Origin of the sequence: Prevotella sp. S7 MS 2 (genome assembly GCF_000762865.1) — a bacterium.
GTDB lineage: Bacteria > Bacteroidota > Bacteroidia > Bacteroidales > Bacteroidaceae > Prevotella.
Genome location: NZ_JRPT01000066.1, coordinates 1 through 18,534, shown reverse-complemented (window position 1 = coordinate 18,534; position 18,534 = coordinate 1). Strand labels below are relative to the sequence as shown.

General features: G+C 44.0%; 16 protein-coding genes. 13 read left to right on the top strand and 3 right to left on the bottom strand.

Annotated features, from left to right (window positions below; genetic code table 11):
• Positions 1-24: 24 nt before the first annotated feature.
• Positions 25-891, bottom strand: coding sequence for a RagB/SusD family nutrient uptake outer membrane protein (locus HMPREF0671_RS09840; RefSeq protein WP_036900067.1), 867 nt, complete (start codon positions 889-891; stop codon positions 25-27).
• Between HMPREF0671_RS09840 and HMPREF0671_RS12090 the strand changes: the two genes are divergently transcribed.
• A complete protein-coding gene (locus HMPREF0671_RS12090) occupies positions 885-1,022 on the top strand; it encodes a glycoside hydrolase family 97 C-terminal domain-containing protein (protein ID WP_082721653.1) in 138 nt (45 codons plus the stop codon). The two genes, HMPREF0671_RS09840 and HMPREF0671_RS12090, sit on opposite strands and share 7 nt — an antisense overlap.
• Before the next feature lie 50 nt (positions 1,023-1,072).
• Here the strand turns inward: HMPREF0671_RS12090 and HMPREF0671_RS09835 are convergent, their stop codons facing one another.
• On the bottom strand, positions 1,073-1,855 hold the full coding sequence (locus HMPREF0671_RS09835; protein WP_036900065.1) for a radical SAM protein: 783 nt from the start codon (positions 1,853-1,855) through the stop codon (positions 1,073-1,075).
• Positions 1,856-2,115: 260 nt separating this feature from the next.
• On the opposite strand from HMPREF0671_RS09835, the gene HMPREF0671_RS09830 reads away from it, so the two are divergent.
• From HMPREF0671_RS09830 to HMPREF0671_RS09790, 9 genes are all read left to right on the top strand, one after another.
• Positions 2,116-3,237, top strand: a complete 1,122-nt coding sequence (locus HMPREF0671_RS09830; protein ID WP_036900064.1) for an ATP-binding protein — start codon at positions 2,116-2,118, stop codon at positions 3,235-3,237.
• Positions 3,238-3,524: 287 nt separating this feature from the next.
• Positions 3,525-4,844 (top strand): Na+/H+ antiporter NhaA, encoded by a 1,320-nt coding sequence (nhaA, locus tag HMPREF0671_RS09825; protein WP_036900060.1) that lies wholly within the window; start codon positions 3,525-3,527, stop codon positions 4,842-4,844.
• Between the two features lie 131 nt (positions 4,845-4,975).
• Positions 4,976-5,854 carry an ABC transporter permease gene (locus HMPREF0671_RS09820; RefSeq protein ID WP_036900059.1) on the top strand — a complete coding sequence of 293 codons (879 nt, stop codon included), beginning with the start codon at positions 4,976-4,978 and terminating at the stop codon, positions 5,852-5,854.
• Between the two features lie 25 nt (positions 5,855-5,879).
• Positions 5,880-6,125: a DUF3098 domain-containing protein gene (locus HMPREF0671_RS09815; RefSeq protein ID WP_036900057.1), complete on the top strand. Its 246-nt coding sequence runs from the start codon at positions 5,880-5,882 to the stop codon at positions 6,123-6,125.
• The gene (locus HMPREF0671_RS09810) at positions 6,122-6,988 is read left to right on the top strand and encodes an undecaprenyl-diphosphate phosphatase (protein ID WP_036900054.1); all 867 of its coding nucleotides are present in this window, start codon (positions 6,122-6,124) and stop codon (positions 6,986-6,988) included. Before HMPREF0671_RS09815 ends, HMPREF0671_RS09810 begins: the two co-directional genes overlap by 4 nt.
• Positions 6,988-7,686 (top strand): tRNA pseudouridine(55) synthase TruB, encoded by a 699-nt coding sequence (gene truB, locus HMPREF0671_RS09805; protein ID WP_036900051.1) that lies wholly within the window; start codon positions 6,988-6,990, stop codon positions 7,684-7,686. Before HMPREF0671_RS09810 ends, truB begins: the two co-directional genes overlap by 1 nt.
• 13 nt (positions 7,687-7,699) lie before the next feature.
• Positions 7,700-8,881, top strand: coding sequence for a tRNA preQ1(34) S-adenosylmethionine ribosyltransferase-isomerase QueA (gene queA, locus HMPREF0671_RS09800; protein WP_036900049.1), 1,182 nt, complete (start codon positions 7,700-7,702; stop codon positions 8,879-8,881).
• Complete coding sequence (gene folK, locus HMPREF0671_RS09795) at positions 8,881-9,291, top strand: 2-amino-4-hydroxy-6-hydroxymethyldihydropteridine diphosphokinase (RefSeq protein WP_036900046.1); 411 nt, start codon at positions 8,881-8,883, stop codon at positions 9,289-9,291. The genes queA and folK overlap by 1 nt, the downstream gene beginning before the upstream one ends.
• A 74-nt stretch (positions 9,292-9,365) precedes the next feature.
• Positions 9,366-10,124, top strand: coding sequence for a sirohydrochlorin cobaltochelatase (locus HMPREF0671_RS09790; RefSeq protein WP_036900073.1), 759 nt, complete (start codon positions 9,366-9,368; stop codon positions 10,122-10,124).
• Between the two features lie 76 nt (positions 10,125-10,200).
• Here HMPREF0671_RS09790 and rpsO read toward each other — a convergent pair whose 3' ends face one another.
• Positions 10,201-10,470 (bottom strand): 30S ribosomal protein S15, encoded by a 270-nt coding sequence (gene rpsO / locus HMPREF0671_RS09785; protein ID WP_036900044.1) that lies wholly within the window; start codon positions 10,468-10,470, stop codon positions 10,201-10,203.
• A gap of 461 nt (positions 10,471-10,931) precedes the next feature.
• Here rpsO and HMPREF0671_RS09780 point away from each other — a divergent pair, with 461 nt between their 5' ends.
• From HMPREF0671_RS09780 to typA, 3 genes are all read left to right on the top strand, one after another.
• On the top strand, positions 10,932-14,252 hold the full coding sequence (locus HMPREF0671_RS09780) for a TonB-dependent receptor (RefSeq protein ID WP_084589762.1): 3,321 nt from the start codon (positions 10,932-10,934) through the stop codon (positions 14,250-14,252).
• A gap of 13 nt (positions 14,253-14,265) precedes the next feature.
• On the top strand, positions 14,266-15,885 hold the full coding sequence (locus HMPREF0671_RS09775; protein WP_036900041.1) for a RagB/SusD family nutrient uptake outer membrane protein: 1,620 nt from the start codon (positions 14,266-14,268) through the stop codon (positions 15,883-15,885).
• An 805-nt stretch (positions 15,886-16,690) separates the two neighbouring features.
• Positions 16,691-18,493 (top strand): translational GTPase TypA, encoded by a 1,803-nt coding sequence (gene typA, locus HMPREF0671_RS09770; RefSeq protein WP_036900039.1) that lies wholly within the window; start codon positions 16,691-16,693, stop codon positions 18,491-18,493.
• The last annotated feature ends 41 nt before the right edge of the window (positions 18,494-18,534 follow it).

Below are 18,534 nucleotides of genomic sequence, written 5' to 3'. Positions count from 1 at the left end.
CTTTTTGTTTTTCAGTCGGTTTTGTTAATATCCGAGATTCTGAGTCATGCCCGGATTCAAGTCAATTTGGCTAAACGGAATTGGCAAAAGTTGTTGATAGTCCTTGATGCCATATTCGGTGATAGCGAGTTTGTTACGTTTCATGAAAGCGAAGTTGCCGATACTGTAGAGCAACAACTTTTGTCTTGCTTCCTTGATACCTGTAATCCCACTGTCCGAAACACTGATATGCTTGGCATCTACTACCTGTTTCAAATAATTGTTGGCTTGTGTTGCCTGCCCGGTATGTACCATACATTCCGCATAGAGCAGCATTACGTCAGTGTAATTCAGCACTGGTAACGAATACGAAGAATAATCCTTGAAGCCTTTTTCGGCATTTCTTATGTATTGAGGTCTTAACGATAGTATATTCTCTTTGCTGTAACTGTTGATGGCTTTAAGCGTTTCCAGATTGCTGTAGTTGCTATTGTCGAGACTATAATAGCCGTTTTTGATGACTTTCTCCAGTAGTGGCGTCGCCGAGTTGTAGTCGCCTTGATACATATAAATTTGTGCCAAGATGATACGTGCCACATCTTTAGGGACGAAGAAGAATCCCTCTTCACCATTTAACGATTCATTTCGTTCTTCTTTTAGTGACTCAATGGCATTCTTTAGGTTTGTTTCCAAATTAGTAAAGATCGTCTTCTTGCCAGTGCGTACAATTCGACTACCAGAATCGGTTTGTCTTTGTGATAGATAAGGCATATCGCCCCAAGCCACTACCATGTTGTAATAGATGAGTGCATGGAACACATTACAATAGTTTTGGAACAGGTTGAGTCGCCGTGCATCGGCCTCTTTGATTAAAAGTATATTGTTGATGGCATCGTACACATAAGATGACACTCTTTACCGATGGTTTTAATGCCGGCTTACAAGCTATGGACTACCGCATGGAAAAGAAAAAAGCGAACTCTGATACCACGCTCAATATCCGTATGGTACGTAATGGTGGGTTCACGGCTGTAGTGGAATAAGTGATGATGATAGACAATAAAAAAGGTAAGAGTTTGAACTCTTACCTTTTCTAATATGATGCTGTACAGGGGATTCTGGCAGCAATGACGCGGTCGCGGATGGTATCCAATTCCTCGCGAGTGGCCTTTTGGAGATGTGTGTCGGGTGTTTCACGGTCGATAGTGTATACCATGACCTCGCTCGGAGCTATCTCTTTGACAGCTTCAAGCCATGGGGCAATGTAGTATTCCGATGTGTTGTCGACACTCTCACCGGCGTTGTTACAACCCTTCATAAACATGGTTTGGATGATGACGTGGCCGTTGAAGCTTTTTAGTTGGTCGATGATACGTTCCACGTTGTAGTTCGGACTGAGTGGGCGGTCTACCTTTTTGATGTATTCCGAGTCGACGGTATCCAGCTTTTGAATATTGTTGTCTACCTTCATGAGTGCCTCGTGTACGGCTTTCTGTTTAAGAAAGGTGGCGTTGCTAAGCACACTTACCTTTGCATCGGGACAATATTGGTTACGCAGACAGATGGTGTCGTCGATGATTTCGGGGAAATGCGGATTGCTCGTAGGCTCTCCATTGCCTGCAAATGTCAATACGTTGGGGTGTTCACCGGCTTCGTGCATCTTTTTAAGTTGTGCCTCAAGCTTTTTGGCTACAAGTTCGCGAGTAGGGAAAGGAGACTGTGTGCGATGGTCGGCATTAAATCCGCATTCGCAATAGATGCAGTCAAAAGTACATGCTTTGCCGTCGCCCGGTAGCAAGTTGATGCCTAGGGACAATCCTAATCGGCGACTATGTACCGGTCCGAAAATCGGTGATGGATATATTATCGTACTCATAATGTCTGTATAAAGTTGGTTTACAAAGGTAATGAAAGCGATTGCAAAGAGAGTTTACTCTCAATTTGCCGAACGTATCTTACCTTCTACAAAGGTAATGAAAATCCTGTTATGGTGGCATTTGTGCCCGATTTTATGTTCTGAAGTAATGATGCTACGTAAGAATTAGCATATTTTATACTTATTACCATCTTATGATAATTATATGATGGTAATTGGAAAAAGATGATTATCTTTGCATTAACAAGCTTATTTCTATTATGATAGCAAATCCTTTTATATTGCATGGTTATGTATCTGACGATTTGTTCTGCGATCGAGTGGCGGAAAACGGTATCATACGCGAGCATCTAGAGAATGGTCGCAATGTGGCATTGATGGCTCAGCGACGTATGGGAAAGACCGGTCTTATCTCCCATTTCTTTCATCAGAAGGATATACAGCAATGCTATTATACTTTTTTGGTAGATATATATGCGACGAAATCGTTGCAAGAGATGGTCAATGTGCTAGGTAAAGAAATACTCAGTGCATTGAAACCTTTTGGTAGAAAGGTATTAGAATTGTTTATGGATTGTCTTCGTTCGGTTCGTTCGGGTATATCGTTTGACCAATATGGTAATCCAACTTGGAATGTGGAGTTGGGGGACATACAGAATCCGGAAGTAACGCTTGATGAAATTTTTCGGTATTTGGAGATGGCTGATAAACCTTGTCTTGTTGCTATAGATGAGTTTCAAGCCATTTGTATGTATCCGGAAAAAAGTGTTGAGGCCTTGTTACGAACTAAGATACAACGATGCCATAATGCCTATTTTGTATTCTCCGGGTCTCAACGTACCATGATGACTGAGATGTTTTTGAGCCATAGTCGTCCGTTTTATCAAAGTACGGCGTTGCAGCATATTGGTGCTATAGACTTGAGTGTATATACAGAATTTGCTATTCGTTTGTTTAAAGAGGGCAGTCGAGTACTTTATGCTGATGTTGTGGAAGAAATATACAGTATGTTTGATGGTGTTACATGGTATCTACAGCGTATACTCAACAAGTTATATGTGCTGACAACGGAAGGAGGAGAATGTAAGAAGGAACTTGTCCCTGTGGCTATTACCCGCATCCTTGATGAGAGTGCATTTGCTTATGAGGCTTTGTTATATCAGTTGCCGGCCAAACAGAAAGAATTGTTTCGTGCCATTTGCAAAGAGGGCAAGGCTCGGAATCTGATGTCGGAAGAATTTATTCGTAGACATAGGCTGGCATCGGCTAGTTCGATACAGTCTGCTATCAAAGGATTGTTGGATAAGGATTTCATAACACGTCATGATGATTACTATGAGAGTTACGACTTCTTTTTCCGTTTATGGTTATTAAGACAATAAGTTTATAGGGAAGCCCATACCTTATTTTATTATACGTGCAAGGTCATTGTATTGTTGTAGGTATATGGGATGGGATGAGAGGTGGGGCGTTTGGTTATTTCGTCTTTTCTTAGTACCTTTGCAGACGCAAATGGATATGAATCTTGGGAAGCACGTTTGGTCTGAACTTCATGTCTTCATCAATGAAAGAGATGCGTGTTAGGAAATATCAAGAAGTGATATGTATACTTGATGTATCGCTAGATAGAGATGCGCACTCTTGCTTTTTTTACTTATAAAATATTAAAATGGTACAGCATCTTCAGCAGACAATAGGACGACATGTGTTCATGCCGATACAACAATTTATGCAAAAGGAGCGTTCTAGCAGCATCGTCTTAGGTCTCTCAGTCGTCATAGCTTTGCTATTGGCAAATTCTCCTTGGCGCGAAGATTATTTTGCTTTCTTTGAACAGCATTTCGGTTTTATATGGAATGGTAAACCCTATCTGAATTTCAGTTTGGAACATTGGGTGAATGACGGACTTATGTCTATCTTCTTCTTCGTTATCGGATTGGAGTTGAAACGAGAGTTTATCGGTGGCGAACTACGCCATTTAAGTAAGGTAGTGTTACCTGTTGGAGCGGCTATTTTCGGCATGTTGGTACCTTCGCTCATCTATTTGGCATTCAATGCCGGTACGCCTGTGGCTCATGGATGGGGAATCCCTATGGCTACCGACATCGCTTTTGCACTGGCCATACTTTATCTGTTGGGTAACAGAGTGCCTCTTTCGGCAAAGATATTCCTCACGACATTGGCTATTGTTGATGACTTAGGGTCGGTATTAGTGATAGCGTTGTTCTATACGTCCAATATTTCGTTGATGAGTATTGGTGTCGGTATGCTCTTCTTGTTGCTGATGTTTGTGGGCAATAAGTTGGGTGTGAAGAACGTATGGTTTTATGGTATCATAGCCGTTGGTGGTGTATGGGTATGCTTTTTGATGTCGGGAGTGCACGCTACTATCTCGGCTGTGCTGTCTGCCTTTATGATTCCAGCCGACTCTTCTATCCCTGAAGCCGCATTCATTGCTCGTTTGAAGCAACGGATGAAGGATTTTGAGGCTGCCGAGTCTAATGATGTGATGACACTGGAAGAGGAACAAGTGGAGATTATCTCGGATGTAAAAAGAGATACGCGGAGCGCTATCCCACCGCTCCAACGACTAGAACACAGTATCCAACCGTTTGTTTCGTTCGTCATCATGCCTATATTTGCTCTTGCCAATGCCGGTGTCTCGTTTGTAGATATGGATGCTTCAATGATATTTGAGAACCATGTGGCTATCGGAGTGATGCTTGGCTTGCTATTGGGTAAACCAATAGGTATCTTATTGTCGGTATGGTTGCTTACCAAACTTAAGATAGGACGCCGCGATAAGGCTATGTCTTGGCGAGTGTTGACGGGACTAGGCTTCCTCGCTTCCATTGGTTTCACGATGTCAATGTTTGTTTCTGTGCTCGCTTTTACCGAGTCCGGAAGCATTGTTTTGGCCAAGTTGGGTATTTTTGCAGCGTCGATCGTGGGCGGAATTGTGGGCTATTTGCTGTTGCGTAAAGCTTGATGCCGATAGGGCGGAGCCATTATGGTCATGCCGGAAGGGTAATACGGGTGTTAATGCACGTTAATCACTCGTTTTATCAGTGTTTTTTTTGTTACTTTGCAACGATTTTGGTGTAATATACCTTGTACAGAATGGGAAAGAAAAAGAACGGTACCCGTAATCCTCGTGGATTGCAGGTTGTTACTCTTTGTATCAGCACTGCGTTGGTACTTATATTATTAGGAATGGTCGTATTCTCTGTCTTGACAGCGAAGAATCTGTCTAACTACGTCAAAGAAAACCTAATGGTGACGATGATGTTGCAAGACGACATGACCAATCCCGAAGCAAAACAACTATGTCAATCGCTTCAAAACCGTCCTTATATCAATACTGTCCACTTTATTAGTAAGGAAGAAGCGTTGAAAGAGCAGACGCTAGCCATGGGGACAGACCCATCTGAGTTTATCGGGGGGAATCCTTTCTTGGCCTCGATAGAAGTTCGGCTCAAGGCCGATTACGCCAATAGCGACTCTTTGAAATGGATAACGAAGGAGTTGAAACGTAATTCTAAGGTGAGCGATATTACTTACCAACAAGATTTGATGGATAGTGTGAACACCCATTTGAGGCGTATCAGTATCGTATTGTTGGTGCTGGCGGCTCTCTTGACATTCGTTTCTTTTTCGTTGATCAGCAACACTGTCCGTCTTAGTATTTATGCACGGCGCTTCTCTATACACACGATGAAACTCGTAGGAGCATCGTGGAGCTTCATTCGTAAGCCGTTTATCAAGCGCAATGTCGTCATAGGAGTTGTTGCAGCATTGCTGGCCGATGTGGTATTGGGAGGTATGTTGTTTGCTCTCTATGCCTATGAGCCGGGTATGTTGACCGTTGTCACATGGCAGGTAATGGCCATTACGGGTGCATCTGTATTCCTCTTTGGAATCATTATTACGGCCATTTGCGCCAATATATCTGTCAACAAGTTCCTCCGAATGAAAGCCGGAGACTTATATAAGATTTAATTTTGAACATCAATCAGGGATTATCATGGATAAAAGAAATCTGGCTTTTGGAAAAAGCAACTTCGTGTTATTGGCTATAGGCGTATTAGTTGTCATCATTGGCTTTATCATGATGAGTGGCGGAAGTTCTACGGAGAATATGTACGATCCTTCTATTTTCAACGCTCAGCGTATCAAAGTGGCACCTGTCGTATGCTTGATAGGCTTCCTATCTATTATTTATGCCATTTTGCACAAGTCTAAAGATTCTAACGATAACATCGACTCATGACCATTATACAGACAATCATCCTTGCCATTGTAGAAGGATTGACCGAGTTTTTGCCCGTATCTTCTACGGGCCACATGATTATTACGCAAGGCTTATTGGGCATTGAGAGTACTCCATTTGTTAAGGCTTTCACCATTATTATACAGTTTGGTGCCATCCTTTCGGTGGTATGTCTCTATTGGAATCGCTTTTTCCGTTTAGATCATAGCCCTGCTGCGGCTGGTAGTACGCCGTTACAGAAGTTCTTGCATAAGTGGGATTTCTATTGGAAACTGCTCGTTGCTTTTGTTCCTGCGGTAGTTATCGGACTTATCGGCAAGAAGACCGGGCTGATAGATCGCTTCCTAGAGAGTGTGGAAGTAGTGGCTATCATGCTTGTTGTAGGTGGTATATTCATGCTGTTCTGCGACCGAATCTTCAATCAAGGGAGTGAAGAGAATCAGATAACAGAAAAGCGTGCATTCAATATAGGTTTGTTCCAGTGTATCGCCATGATTCCCGGAGTCTCTCGTTCGATGGCAACCATCGTCGGAGGTATGGCTCAGAAGCTCACTCGTAGGGCTGCGGCCGAGTTCTCTTTCTTCTTGGCTGTGCCTACAATGGCTGCTGCTACGGTGCTTGATGTATACGAATTGTTCTTCTCTTCAGATGCAGCGACAGCCGGATGGGCCACTACCGACAATCTAATGATGCTTGGGCTGGGCAGTGTGGTAGCCTTTGTTGTGGCACTTTTGGCCATGAAGTGGTTTGTTGCTTTCCTCACTAAATATGGATTTAGAGCCTTCGGTATCTATCGAATCATCGTCGGTGGCTTCATCTTGTTTTGGTTGTTGAGTGGTCACTCTTTAGCAATGGTGGGCTAATGAACTTCAAAACAGGAGAGATTTTCGGTATTGATAAACCGTATGGGAAGTCTAGCTTTGGTGCTTTGGCGCACGTCCGATATGTGCTAAGCAAGCATGTAGGCTATAAAGTGAAGATTGGTCATGCGGGTACACTCGACCCTTTGGCCACGGGAGTGTTGATACTTTGCACGGGCAAATGTACCAAGCAGATAGAGCAACTACAAAGTCATACCAAGGAATACACGGCAACATTACAGCTTGGAGCGACTACGGTGAGTTATGATATGGAGCATCCTGTGAACGAAACGTTCCCGACCGAGCATATCACTCGCGAACTTATAGAGCAGAAACTCGCCGGTTTTGTGGGCGATATTCAGCAAGTACCGCCTACCTATAGTGCTTGTAAGGTCAATGGTGACCGCGCTTATGCACTTCGTAGAGCTGGTGAGGAGGTGCGGTTGCAACCTAAAAATGTGCATATCGACGAGATTATGCTGACCGATTTCGACCCCATTAAGATGCAAGTAAGCATTCGGGTGGTCTGTGGTAAAGGTACTTATATCCGTGCTTTGGCTCGCGATTTAGGCAGGGCATTGCAGAGTGGAGCTTATCTGACGGCTCTTCGCCGCACTCGTGTAGGCGAGATAAAAGCAGAAGACTGTATCGATTTCGACCATATACAAGAGTGGATCGAACAACAAGAAATAGAAAAGTAAAGGTGGAAATATAATGAAACTATCGCAATTCAAATTTGATTTAGCCAAGGAGCAAGTCGCTCTCTATCCTCATAGCATCGTGCATGAGTTCACTAACGACAAAGGTGAGAAGAATTCTTTCACTGTTACGCGCCGTGACGAAGCCCGCCTGATGGTGCTTCATCGCAAGTCTGAAAAGATAGATATGTATCAAACGGACGAAAAGGGCGAACCGCTGAAAGATAAAAACGGTAATCCTGTGTATCTGGAATTCCGTAATATCCTCGACTATTTTGATGAGGGCGACACCTTTATCCTTAATGATACCAAGGTGTTCCCGGCTCGTCTTTATGGTACTAAAGAAAAGACCGATGCGAAAATCGAGGTATTCTTGCTGCGCGAATTGAACGAAGAGATGCGTCTTTGGGATGTGTTGGTAGAGCCGGCACGCAAGATTCGTATTGGCAATAAGCTCTTCTTCGACGAGAGCGGTACGATGGTGGCCGAGGTCATCGACAATACTACGAGCCGTGGTCGTACGCTTCGATTCCTCTACGACTGCCCTCACGACGAGTTCAAGAGAGAGTTGTTTGCATTGGGTGAGGCTCCATTGCCCCGTTATATCATTGATAATCGTGAGAGCCAAACCGCTACGGCTGAGGATTTAGACGACTTCCAGTGCGTATTTGCACAGAACGAAGGAGCCGTTACGGCTCCGGCTACCGGTTTACACTTTAGTCGTGAATTGATGAAGCGTATGGAGATACGCGGTATCAATACTGCTTATATCACGCTACATTGCGGTCTTGGCAACTTCAATTCTATTGAAGTAGAAGACTTGACCAAACATAAGATGGAATCGGAGCAGATGATTGTAGGTGCCGAGGCTTGCAAAATCGTGAACGAGACCAAGCAATCAGGCCATCGTGTATGTGCTGTCGGTACCAGCATTGTGAAAGCTACGGAGACAGCTGTGGGCACCGATGGTATGCTGAAGGAATATGATGGATGGACCAATAAGTTTATCTTCCCTCCTTATGATTTCGGATTGTCCGACTGTATGGTAGCCAATTTCTATCATCCTTATTCTACATTGCTCATGTCTACGGCTGCTTTTGGTGGTTACGACTTGGTGATGGAGGCTTATAACTTGGCTTCTAAAAATGGTTATAAGTTCGGTTGCTTTGGCGACTCTTTACTCATTCTCGACGATTGATGCACAAGGTCTATCTGTCGTTGGGGGCTAATATCGGCAATCGAAAACGTATGATGCACGATGCTATAGTCCTCTTGGAAGAGAGGGTAGGGACTGTTTTGCGCAGTTCCTCCCTTCTTGAAACAGAGCCTTGGGGGTTCTCTTCTCCCAATAAGTTTATCAACATGTGTGTCTGTATAGACACTCCGCTGTCTCCACGACAATTGTTGAGGGTGACACAGCAGATAGAACGCGACCTTGGGAGGATGGAGAAGACCGATGGTGACAACTATACTGACCGCATCATTGATATAGACATTCTGCTATACGACCAACTTCACGTTGACGAATCCGATTTGAAGATTCCTCATCCATTAATGGAACAGCGTGAGTTTGTGATGATTCCGCTTCGTGAAATCCTCGAAGATTAATCCTAATAGCTTCCTATTATTCCATGAAAAGAATATCTTTCCTTTTTCTATTTTTCCTTTTTTCCCTCGTTTCTATGAGTCAAACAGCTATTTTGATGGTTCACTATGGGACTAATAACGATGCCCGTAGAACTAAGACATTGGATGCTATCAATGCTTTGGTGCACCAAAATACAGGCTTGGAAGTGCGCGAAACCTATTCTTCGAAGATGGTTATAGCTGCTTTGAAGAAGCGGAATATCCAAAAATACACTATTGCCGAGGCGCTTGAAGCACTGCATCGTGATGGCTATCGTCAGGTTGTGGTGCAGCCAACCCATTTGCTTGACGGCATCATGACCGGTATTATGAACGAGGCTATAGCCCCTCTTCGTCACAAGTTTGATACGATTAAGGTGGGAAGTCCGCTTTTTAGCAGCGTCGAAACATGTCAAAAGATGGTCGATGTGCTTACTCGCTCGATACCGGTATCGGCAGATAGCGAAGTGTTCTATGTGGGGCATGGTACCCAAAGTATGGCGAATGCCGTTTACAGTATGCTCGATTATATGTTCAGAGAACAGGGTGAGGGCAATCGCCATGTGGTGACTATCGAGGGGTATCCCGGTTTCGATAGTTTAAAGAAGATTCTCCAAACTTCCGGCCATCAGCATGTTGTCCTTGTACCGTTGCTCTATATCGCCGGTAACCATAAGGCCGAAGACCTCGATGGAGAGTGGAAAGAAGAGTTAGAACGAGCCGGTTACCAAGTCGAAGTGGTACAACATGGACTCGGTGAATTGCCTGAAGTGCAGCAATACCTTGTCGGTCAAATCCGGCAATTAATCCAATAATAGTAAAAAATAATCCCTGCCATCTCTCAAGATAGGCAGGGATTTTTCTTTAGCAAATTGTGCTTGAACTTTCAGATTATTTACGTAATCCAAGAGCTTTGATGATAGCACGGTAGCGCTCAATGTCTCTGTCGTAGAGATAGTCGAGCAATGCACGACGCTTTCCTACCAATTGTGTCAATGCACGTGTGGTAGTATGATCTTTACGGTTTTTCTTTACGTGCTCCGTCAAGTGGGCAATACGGAACGAGAACAATGCTATCTGGCTTTCAGCAGAACCAGTATCAGAGTTAGACTTTCCGTACTTACCAAAGATCTCTTCTTTCTTTGCTTTGTCTAAATACATAGCTTTTTGTTAATATTGATGTTATTTTATAGATGCCTTCACCTGCCTAGATAGATAAAAGCGGTGCAAAGGTACAATATTTTTTAGGCAAATCCTAGAGAAATCGTATTATTTTTCTCATTCCCTGTGTTTTTCTTGTGTTTGTTCGTGTGTACTTTGGAGGCTTTGCTATACCTTATTATATATATAGGGAATCATCTCTCAATTTGCTAACATGAATATCTTTATTTTGTATAGGCAATATATTTGTTTATTTAGCTCATTTTTGGGTTTTATTTCTTAATATTTTCTTTTAGTACGACTAAATAAAAATATTATATCAAAAATATTCTATTATTTGATTATTTTTATATAACTTTACCGCGATTATCATGATTGATGCACGAATTATAACAAATCTTGTTGTGAGAAATATATAGAAAACCGATAGAAACCAAAAACCATATTAATATTTTTGAATTATGACAACTAACTACAGAAAAGTATTATTGGGAGGAGCTATCCTTGCTTTGGGTAGTTCACCGTGCCTCGCGGCAGCTTCCAGCAATTCGGCTGAAGTTTTAGCAGTTCAGCAACAGTCGTCGAAAGTGACTGGTACCGTGTCTGATGATTTCGGTCCTATTATCGGAGCTTCGGTTGTTGTGAAGGGACAGACCATGGGGACTGTGACCGATATTGACGGACGTTTCACGCTTAATGCCAAGAAAGGACAAACCTTGGTGATTACTTATGTAGGCTTCGATAAGAAGGAAGTCGTATATAATGGTGAAGCTAGTCTGAACATCAAGATGACCGAAAGCTCACAGCTCATCTCTGAGGTGGTCGTAACAGGTTATGGTGGAAAGACTCGTCGTGCTAAGTTGACCAACTCTATCAGCAAGGTAAAGGAAGACGCTTTCAATGTGGGTGTATATTCTAACCCGGCTCAAGCACTCGCGGGTGCTGTTGCCGGTTTGCGTGTCACCAGTACTTCCGGTAATCCGGGTTCTACTCCTAATATCGTTCTTCGTGGTGGTACCAACCTCAACGGTACTGGTTCTCCTCTAGTGATGGTCGATGGCCAGTTGCGCGAAAGTTTAAGCGACATCAACCCTGAGGATATCGAGTCTATGGAAATTTTGAAAGATGCCGGTGCTACGGCTCTTTATGGTGCTCGTGCCAACAATGGTGTAATCCTTGTTACCACAAAAACCGGCAAGAGTGGGCATCGTGAAATCAACCTAAAAGCTAAGGTGGGATGGAACTATGTGAACAATCCCTATGAATTCCTCGGTGCCAAAGATTATATTACTTACCAGCGTCTAGCTTATGCTAACTCTGATTGGGCTAGTAAAGCGGCTTTAGGTAACAAAACTCCGTTTGGTACAGGTAATAAATATGGTACCGGTATGGTTTGGAATATTCTACCATTGACCGATGCGAACAAAGGTTTGCTCGACAAGGGATGGAAGAGTATGGAAGATCCTGTCAATCCCGGTCAGACTCTTATCTATCGCGAGACCGATATAGCTAAGTACAGTTTCAACAATCCGGCTATGACACAGGATTATAATGCCAGCATGTCGGGTGGTAACGAGCGTGGTACTTACTATGCAGGTTTGGGTTACAATAAGTCTGAGGGACTCCCCATAAAGTCGTTCTACGAGCGCTACAACTTTACTTTCAACGGTAGTTATAAGGTTACCGATTGGTTGAAGTCTAGTTCAAATTTCAGCTACAACCGTGCCAACTGGCAGAGTATGCCGGGTTCGCAGACTAGCGAAGCCAACTACTTCGGTCGTATCCAGTCGTTGCCTCCTACGGTTCGTTATGACGATGAAGATGGAAACATGTTGCTTGGTCCGAACTCTGGCGATGGCAACCAGTCTTACCAGCCCGATAAATGGGTTGTTGATAATCAGAGCGACAAGTTTACGATGATTCAGAGCTTCGATGCTGAACTTATTCCTAACTTGATGTTGCATGCTTCCGGACAATGGTACTACGATGAAGAACTTGACGGCAAATTTTCTAAAGATTTTGAAACCAATCCCGGCAAGTTCAATCGTACTCGCTCTACGTCTGAATATTTCAATCGTACATTCTCTCAAACTTACAATGCCACCATCAGTTATAATACTACGTTCTTGAAAGACCATACGATAGATGGATTGTTGGGTACTGAGTATTACGATAGATATACCAAACGTTTTAGTGCTGCAGGTAGTGGCGCTCCAACCGATGACTTCGCAGATTTGGGCTTGACCAGCTCTAAAGAGAATAAGCGTGATATAGATTCTTTCCATGAGAGATACCGTATCCTGTCTTATTTTGGTCGTGTCAACTACGACTATCAAGACAAGTATCTACTCTCCGGAGTATTCCGTTACGATGGTTACTCATCATTGTTAGGCAACAATCGTTGGGGCTTCTTCCCCGGTGTGTCTGCCGGATGGGTAGCTACGAAAGAGCAGTTTGTGAAAGATGCACTCCCGTTCCTGTCGTATGGTAAGTTGCGTACTAGCTATGGTGTCAACGGTAATGCTTCGGGTATCGGTGCTTATACATTGCAAGGTAGATATGGTACAACCACTTATAATGGTAATACTGGCTTCTTGATAGGTACATTACCTAACCCCGGACTTCGTTGGGAAAAGAGCCATACCTTTGAAGTTGCAGTAGACTTAGGCTTCTTGAACAACCGCTTGACAGCTAACTTCACCTATTACAACCGTTTGACGCAGGATAAGTATGCTAAATTGACACTTCCTTCTACCACCGGTTTCTCTGGTATTGACAACAACAATGGTAAATTCCGCAACCGTGGTATCGAAATGGAGTTTGGTGCTCAAATCTTGAAAACCAAGGATATGAGCTGGAATGCTAATCTTAACATCGCTTATAACATCAATAAGATTGTTGCGCTTCCTTACAACAAACTGGAGCGTAATCGCCAAGGTGGACAGGAAATCTACACCGGACGTAAAGTTAAGAACGCTGCAGGACAAGAAGTTGATGAGACCATCTTTGTAGGTGGATACCAAGAAGGCCAAGAGCCCGGCTTGCTTGTAGGCTATCAGGCAGAAGGTATCTATAAGAGCTACGACGAGATTCCCGGTAATTTGGTAGTGAAATCAGGTAACGCCAATGGTAAATATATGTATGGTCCGGCAGCATGGGCAGCTCTCTCTGATAAACAGAAAGCAAATGCACTGCGTATCCAGCCGGGTGACGTGAAGTGGAAAGACATCAATGGCGACGGCATCATCGACAATCTCGACCAAGTGAAACTGGGTCATACCATGCCTCATTGGACTGGTGGTTTCAACTCTACTTTCAAGTATAAAGGCTTCACACTGTACACTCGTCTCGACTTCGCTCTTGATTTCAAGACTTACGATGGTACTACTCCTTGGTTCTTGGGTAATATGCAAGGTACCTATAATGCTACTACCGACGTATTCAATACATGGTCTGAGAGCAATCCTAACGCCAAGTATCCTCGTTATGTATGGGCCGACCAACTTGGTACCGGTAACTACAACCGTACTTCAAGCCTGTTCACCTACAATGGTAGCTATTTGGCTTTCCGCGAGATTTCGCTCGCTTATACCCTGCCAAAGGCTTGGGTAAGCAAACTCGCCATGAAGAATCTGGAAGTTTCTATTACCGGTCAGAACCTTGGTTATATCAAGTCTGCACCTATCGCAACACCTGAATACTCTCACGGTGGTGGCGCTTACTCCGGTATGGGATATGGATTGCCACGTACAATCATCTTGGGTGTGAACGCAACATTTTAATTGACACATAAGAATTAAAGACATGAAAGCAAAATATATTTTATCAACCATCATGGTTGGAACGACTTTGGGGCTCACGTCTTGTGCTGATAAACTCGACTTGGCACCAATTGATTACTATGGTAGTACATCGTATTGGAAGAATGATTCGCAAGCCGAAGCTTATATAGATGGTCTGCATAGCAATATGCGTAGCGCAGAGTGGACTCATAATATGGTGTTTGGCGATTTGCGTGGTGGTCAATATAAGGTAGGAACCACTGCCGATGGCTCTTCTACCGATGGTGGAGATATTGCTTCACAGAACTTTGATGCCGAGCATCCTGGTGTATCTAAATTTGGTAACTATTTCGGTTATATTGCTAACTGTAACCTAGCCATTGCTAGAATTGAGGCTGCCGACTATTTGGCCGATGCTGATAAGAAGTATTTCTTGGGTATAGCCTATGGCTTGAGAGCATTCTATTACTTCGATCTCTATCGCGTATATGGCGGTGTACCATTGCGTCTTGGTACAGAGGTAATTGATGGGCAGATTAATCCAGCAGAACTTTATATGCCTCGTGCCAAAGCTTCTGAAGTGATGGCTCAAATCAAAGCCGACTTGAAAAAGTCGCTGGAGAATTTCGGAGATAATGCAAAATTTGACCCGTATGGCCGCGGAAATAAGAAAGGTTATTGGTCGAAAGCTGCCACAGAGTGTTTGGCTGGTGAAGTGTACTTGTGGAATGCTAAGGTAAGCATCGGTGATAACAAGGCCAATACGGCCGATTTGGCTGTGGCTAAGGCTCATCTTGAAAGCGTGGCCAAGAATTACGGTCTTTCTTTACGACCTACTTTTGCCAGTGTATTTGATGCAGCCAATGGCAAGGGGAACAGCGAAATAGTCTTTGCTATACGCTATGCTGAAGGTGAAGCTACTAATTATTATCGCCAATATGTGTACAACATCGGTACCGGACAGTTGAATAAGAACGTGTATTTGGAAGATGGTACACTCTTCGACGACCCATTACAGATGGCAGGTGCAGGTGGTATTCAGCGCTATGAGTACAAAGAGGCGTTGTTCAATAAGTTTGATAAGGAAGATTCTCGCCGCTTGGCAACTTTCCTACCTACTTATAAGAAAGCTGCAGATAACTCTCTTACTTACTGGGGAACAGTGGTAAGAAAGAATATCGGTATTATCAATTCTGCCGGACTGCGTGTGTTCTGTGGCGATATACCTTACTATCGACTGTCGTGGGTTTACCTCTCTTTGGCCGAAATTGCAAATATGCAAGACGACAAGGCTGCTGTAGAGAAGTATATCAACGATGTTCGCGAGCGTGCTTATGGTAAAAACTGGGCCGATAAGTTTAAGTTTGTTGCTGGCGACTTTACCAAGAACGAGTTGGCCATCTTAGCTGAAAAGGATAAAGAGTTTGTACAGGAAGGCCAGCGTTGGTGGGATTTGTGTCGTATGACCTACACCAAGAATGGTAAGCATCTCGTCTTCATGAAAGAGGGAAGTGTGGATGGTACCTCTCCTGTTTTGGAGGAATCGGAATCTCACAAGCTCTTGTGGCCGATTGATAAGAATACTCTTAACAACGACGATGCTTTGGAACAGACTCCGGGGTATACCAAATAACCGCACGGAAAGCTAAATATTAGAGACATAGGGTTGGGGAACATTTGTTCCTCGACCCTATTTTTTGTAGTGGGGGGAGATAGGGGGAGTCCACATTTTTCATAACATCATGGTGTATATTCCGTTCTTTTCAAACTTCTATCTTGTCCGAAGGACAGCCCTCTCAATAGCCGTAATCCTTTAGGCTTATGGGAAATGCGTAAGAGATTTGAGTCTGAAAGACTCCCCCTTGCCGTGTTATAATCTATATGCAAGGCGTATAGGGGCAGTCTTGTCAGACTGGAAGTTGGTTGTCTACGCTGTCCGGAGACTATCTTCGCTATCGCTTGATAGTCCCCGGCTCTTAAAAGGGCTGTCCTTCGGACAGAAGAATGCTCTTTGGACGAATTCAATTCGTCATTATAGAAGTCCCACCCGAACCCTCCTCATAGAGGGGAGGGCGAAAGGAATGAACCTTTCCCGTCCTACAATTTAAGAACTCATAAACTCAAGAACTAACAAACTAACCTTAAAAAATCGTTTATTTGTCAACTCAAAACCTTCTCCCTCCCCCTTTGGGGAGGGTGGGGTGGGGCTCCTGCAACGGCTCTTCACTACTGCTGCCTCGCCCATTTAGCGATACTGTTCGGCCAAGGCAGCAATGTTGCCACGACGCTGCAGCGAGTTGAGGGTGACTGGTTAGGAGTGAGTAGTGAGTAATTTGGGGTGGGAAGTGTTATGCAAAAGGAGAGTATAAATAGTGTTATCAGCGTGTTGGTATGTGAAGAATAATCCGTACCTTTGCATCGAATTTTAAGGTAAAAGAATGCAAGATATTAGAAACATTGCGATTATAGCACACGTCGACCACGGTAAAACAACATTGGTCGACAAGATGATGCTCGCTGGTAAACTGTTCCGTGACGGCCAGAATAACAGCGGCGAGGTATTGGACTCCAATGATTTGGAGCGTGAGCGAGGGATAACGATTCTTTCAAAAAACGTATCTATCAACTGGAAAGGTACGAAAATCAATATTATAGATACTCCGGGGCACTCTGATTTCGGTGGTGAAGTAGAGCGTGTATTGAATATGGCCGATGGTTGTATTCTGCTTGTTGACGCGTTTGAAGGCCCGATGCCCCAGACTCGTTTCGTACTTCAGAAGGCTCTTCAGATAGGTTTGAAACCGGTCGTTGTGGTAAACAAGGTAGATAAACCCAACTGTCGTCCAGATGAAGTGTACGAGATGGTATTCGACTTGATGTGCGATCTGAAGGCTACCGAAGACCAATTGGACTTCCCGGTGGTCTATGGTTCGGCTAAGAACGGCTGGATGGCTGAAGACTGGAAGCAACCTACCGACAATATCGAGTATCTGTTGGATAAGATTGTAGAAGTGATTCCTGCACCGAAGCAGTTGGAGGGTACTCCACAGTTGCTCATCACATCGCTCGACTATAGCAGTTATACAGGTCGTATTGCCGTAGGTAGGGTGCATCGTGGTACGTTGACCGACGGTATGAATGTGACGGTTAGCCATCGCGACGGTTCAAAGGATCGCACCAAGATAAAGGAATTGCACACTTTTGAGGGCATGGGTCACGTGAAGACCGACCATGTAGACAGTGGTGATATATGTGCTGTCATCGGTTTGGAAAGGTTTGAGATTGGCGATACCATCTGTGATTTTGAGAATCCGGAGCCTCTTCCACCTATCGCTATCGACGAGCCTACGATGAGTATGCTGTTTACCATCAACGATTCTCCGTTCTTCGGACGTGAAGGAAAGTTCTGTACTTCTCGTCATATCAACGACCGTTTGAAGCACGAATTGGAGAAAAATCTTGCTTTGCGCGTTCGTCCGTTCGAGGATAGTACCGATAAATGGATTGTCAGCGGGCGTGGTGTGCTTCATCTCTCTGTGTTGGTTGAGACCATGCGTCGTGAAGGTTACGAGCTACAGGTGGGTCAGCCACAGGTTATCTACAAAGAGATTGATGGCGAGAAGTGCGAACCCATCGAGGAATTGACGATTAATGTGCCCGAAGAGTTTGCCAGCAAAATGATTGATATGGTAACCCGTCGTAAGGGCGATTTGCTGGGAATGGAAAATCAGGGCGACCGTGTGAATATCGAATTTGAGATTCCTTCGCGTGGTATCATCGGTTTGCGTACCAACGTATTGACCGCTAGTCAGGGCGAAGCTATCATGGCTCACCGTTATAAAGATTATCAACCGTTCAAGGGAGAGATTCAACGTCGCTCCAACGGTTCACTTATAGTGATGGAAACCGGTACAGCTTATGCTTACTCTATCGACAAATTGCAAGATCGTGGAAAGTTCTTCATCGATCCGGGTGAGGACGTTTATGCCGGTCAGGTAGTGGGTGAGCATATCCACGAGAACGATTTGGTTATCAACGTAACCAAGGCTAAGCAGTTGACTAACGTGCGTGCCAGTGGTTCAGATGAAAAGGCAAGGGTGGTTCCTAAGACCGTTATGAGTTTGGAGGAATGCTTAGAGTATATCCGTCAAGACGAATTGGTAGAGGTAACACCGAAGAATATGCGTATGCGCAAGTTGATTTTGGATCACTTGGAGCGTAAGCGTGCGAACAAAGAATAAGATTTCTGAAAATAGAATCGGGGGCATCCACAACTGTGGAT

Excerpts from the sequence above, each read along its gene's own strand:
- HMPREF0671_RS09780 (WP_084589762.1), top strand. The coding sequence starts at position 10,932 with ATGACAACTAACTACAGAAAAGTATTATTGGGAGGAGCTATCCTTGCT.
- HMPREF0671_RS09815 (WP_036900057.1), top strand. The coding sequence starts at position 5,880 with ATGGATAAAAGAAATCTGGCTTTTGGAAAAAGCAACTTCGTGTTATTG.
- folK (WP_036900046.1), top strand. The coding sequence starts at position 8,881 with ATGCACAAGGTCTATCTGTCGTTGGGGGCTAATATCGGCAATCGAAAA.
- HMPREF0671_RS09830 (WP_036900064.1), top strand. The coding sequence starts at position 2,116 with ATGATAGCAAATCCTTTTATATTGCATGGTTATGTATCTGACGATTTG.
- nhaA (WP_036900060.1), top strand. The coding sequence starts at position 3,525 with ATGGTACAGCATCTTCAGCAGACAATAGGACGACATGTGTTCATGCCG.
- HMPREF0671_RS09810 (WP_036900054.1), top strand. The coding sequence starts at position 6,122 with ATGACCATTATACAGACAATCATCCTTGCCATTGTAGAAGGATTGACC.
- HMPREF0671_RS12090 (WP_082721653.1), top strand. The coding sequence starts at position 885 with ATGACACTCTTTACCGATGGTTTTAATGCCGGCTTACAAGCTATGGAC.
- HMPREF0671_RS09820 (WP_036900059.1), top strand. The coding sequence starts at position 4,976 with ATGGGAAAGAAAAAGAACGGTACCCGTAATCCTCGTGGATTGCAGGTT.
- rpsO (WP_036900044.1), bottom strand. The coding sequence starts at position 10,470 with ATGTATTTAGACAAAGCAAAGAAAGAAGAGATCTTTGGTAAGTACGGA.
- typA (WP_036900039.1), top strand. The coding sequence starts at position 16,691 with ATGCAAGATATTAGAAACATTGCGATTATAGCACACGTCGACCACGGT.
- queA (WP_036900049.1), top strand. The coding sequence starts at position 7,700 with ATGAAACTATCGCAATTCAAATTTGATTTAGCCAAGGAGCAAGTCGCT.
- HMPREF0671_RS09790 (WP_036900073.1), top strand. The coding sequence starts at position 9,366 with ATGAGTCAAACAGCTATTTTGATGGTTCACTATGGGACTAATAACGAT.
- HMPREF0671_RS09835 (WP_036900065.1), bottom strand. The coding sequence starts at position 1,855 with ATGAGTACGATAATATATCCATCACCGATTTTCGGACCGGTACATAGT.
- truB (WP_036900051.1), top strand. The coding sequence starts at position 6,988 with ATGAACTTCAAAACAGGAGAGATTTTCGGTATTGATAAACCGTATGGG.